Annotated in this window: 3 protein-coding genes; all 3 read right to left on the reverse strand. The window is 45.4% G+C overall.

Going from position 1 to position 1,268, the window contains the following annotated elements; translation table 11 throughout:
- The coding region (locus BCT34_RS00545; RefSeq protein WP_241906866.1) for a type IV conjugative transfer system protein TraL at nucleotides 1-194 on the reverse strand (194 nt) is incomplete at its 3' end.
- A gap of 223 nt (nucleotides 195-417) precedes the next feature.
- Nucleotides 418-717, reverse strand: coding sequence for a hypothetical protein (locus tag BCT34_RS00555; RefSeq protein WP_076651827.1), 300 nt, complete (start codon nucleotides 715-717; stop codon nucleotides 418-420).
- A gap of 52 nt (nucleotides 718-769) precedes the next feature.
- Entirely contained in the window at nucleotides 770-1,243 is a 474-nt protein-coding gene (locus BCT34_RS00560; RefSeq protein WP_076651828.1) for a hypothetical protein, read from the reverse strand.
- Nucleotides 1,244-1,268 lie beyond the last annotated feature (25 nt).

Genomic DNA, 1,268 nt, shown 5'->3' on the forward strand with positions numbered 1-1,268 from the left:
TATTGCCCTTTGATGTAGCGGACCCCAAACAAACAACCAATGGCTAAAGCCAGCCCAATCATTTCATGCCCCATCATGAACCCTATTGCCACGACAAAGGCCGCTGGTAAGCTTTCTTCACGAGGCAAGCCCATAAAAACTTCACCGTTATCAAAACTTGAAGGGATGAGGTAATACTGCTCAGGTTGTTCCATCTTCACGCTCCTGTGCTATTTCCCAACACGGTGAATGTTGGTTGTGCCTGAATCATCACAACCCTTAAATGTGCTCACGAGGGTGCGGGTAAAAAAAGACTTACCCACCCGAAAAGCAGGCATTGTCATGGTGTTATCGTTGTCGCCGGCTTTCTCCCTACTGGCTTGAAAATGGGGACTAAACAGGCTCTGGTTGGTTTTCATGGGATGTGCCCCTCATTGATTAAGGAAGCAGCCCGAATGCAACGTTCCAAAAGATCATCGCACCAAAGAAGGTGACAGCGCCCATCACCCAGTTCTTCTGAAAAATCCCGACTATCAAACCAGACAGAGCCGCGCCTCCCCACATAATGTATTTCACGGTATCGCCAAACATGGTGTCTGAAATATCCGTTTTTGCCGTCACAAACATATCCGCCGCCAAAGCCATTTCTGGCATGAAACACAGCGCCGTGGCTACGAACGCGAGAAACGCGGTTATTTTCCCTTTATCACTCAAGGGAGAGTTAGAGATAGATTGCATGTTTATTTCCTTTTACTTGTTAATTAAAGTGTTTGTTTTTATTGAAAAACTATCAATTCAGAGCAACTTGAGAGAGGCAGAACTTGACGGGCGTATCGCCCCCTACTAAGTCATTACAAAATGTCGCCCCGTTCAATAAAACGATTTGAGAGCGAAAAGTACGTTGAGACTGTTTAACGTTTTGCAATGGCGTTTTTTCCGTCCATGATGGTTCAAAATAAGACACGGAAAGGTTAATCACATCGTTGCGTACGCCTTGTAATAACTGGAGTTCGAACCCTTCTTTTAAGGCAATTTCCGGTGTAATAACACGCTCTCTCCAGTTCTTAACGTCAACAGGCAACGTGGCCACGGCCGAAAAGGTGGTTTCATTGAGCGTTTCGCCGTCTCGCATTAATTGAAATTGATAAGAGATTGGTTTTGGCTCACTAGGCTGCGCCATTAATGCGTCATAGGTAGATTCATTGGCCGAAGCGGAAGACCACATGCCAAGCAACATTAACGCCACCCCGATTTGCTTTTTCATTATTCATTTCCTTTTGTTGGTATGA

It is taken from the genome of Vibrio sp. 10N.261.45.E2, from assembly GCF_002875705.1.
Taxonomy (GTDB): domain Bacteria; phylum Pseudomonadota; class Gammaproteobacteria; order Enterobacterales; family Vibrionaceae; genus Vibrio.

Excerpts from the sequence above, each read along its gene's own strand:
- BCT34_RS00555 (WP_076651827.1), bottom strand. The coding sequence starts at position 717 with ATGCAATCTATCTCTAACTCTCCCTTGAGTGATAAAGGGAAAATAACC.
- BCT34_RS00560 (WP_076651828.1), bottom strand. The coding sequence starts at position 1,243 with ATGAAAAAGCAAATCGGGGTGGCGTTAATGTTGCTTGGCATGTGGTCT.